Source organism: Burkholderia sp. NFPP32, from assembly GCF_900119325.1.
In the GTDB taxonomy this organism is placed as follows: Bacteria; Pseudomonadota; Gammaproteobacteria; order Burkholderiales; family Burkholderiaceae; genus Burkholderia; species Burkholderia pyrrocinia_C.
In genome coordinates this window covers 1-1087 of sequence record NZ_FPJP01000087.1, presented here as the reverse complement: position 1 = coordinate 1087, position 1087 = coordinate 1, and the positions used below count along the sequence as shown (strand labels likewise).

Sequence of the window (1087 nt, the reverse complement as noted above, 5' to 3'; positions counted from 1 at the left end):
GCGCGAATCTCGTGGCTCATCGACGCGAAGAACACCGATCGCGCGGTGCTCGCGGCTTCCGCCGCTTCACGCGCTTGCCGCAACGTGCGCTCGAGCGCCTTGCGCCCCGTGATGTCGACCGCCCCGCACAACAGCACGTCGCGCCCCTGATACCGGCTGCGCACCATGCTGAGCAGCAGGTCGCGCGCGGCGCCATCGTCCCGCGCGACGGACAGCTCGCGCTCGACACCCGGGTCATGCCGCCCGGCGCGGGTCGCGCCGTCGCGATACCACGCGATCAGCTGTTCGCCATCGAGCGCGTCCGGTTGGCCGGACGACGATCGGTAGCCGCGCATCACGTCGTTCTCGAGCAGCACGCGGCCATTGCCCATCGACACGAGGCACAAGCCCATCGGCGCCATCGAGATGATCAGGCGATTCAGGTTCTCGGTTTCGGCCACCCGTTGCGAGCGCACGTAGAGCGGCGCGAACACCTTGCGATCGAACCCCAGCAGCAGCAGCCACAGCAGGCAGAGCACCGCGATCGTCACGCCGCCGCGCGCCAGCAACGTGGGCGCCAGCGCCGCGGCCACCGTCTTCCACGACCACACGTAGGCCAGCACCCAGTCGGTGCCCGGCAGGCGATCGCTCACCGTGAAGATGCCGTCGCGATAGTCGTCGTTCAGGCCGTCGAAGCCCGCGCGCCACGCGCCGTCTTGCAGCGCCCGTGTCGCCAGCGTCGTATCGGCCTCGGTCGCGAGGCCCTCGGAATGCATGACGAGGCGCCCGGCACGGTCCGCGACGAACAGTTCGCCGTCGGAGCGGGCTTGCCTGAGCCGATCCCGCAGGGTCTCGACCGGCACGTTGCCGACGAAGACCACGAACGGCTCGCCGCCCGCGAACGCGGGCTGGACCATCCTGAACACGCGCTCCGCGCTCATCGGATCGACGGCCGGCGGCAACCAGCTCACGCTTCTGGCCGCCAGCAACGACGCGCGCACCTCGGGCCGGGACAGATCGCCCACGTCGGCGGGCAGCCGCCGCACGAGCGCTCTCGCGTCGTGCACGCCGGCCAGCTCGAACGGCGAACCGAGCACCGGCGGCGGCA

Annotated in this window: 1 pseudogene; it reads right to left on the bottom strand. The window is 71.0% G+C overall.

The window, feature by feature from the left end:
- Nucleotides 1–1087 (bottom strand): annotated as a pseudogene (locus tag BT264_RS39510) (sensor histidine kinase); the annotation flags it as partial.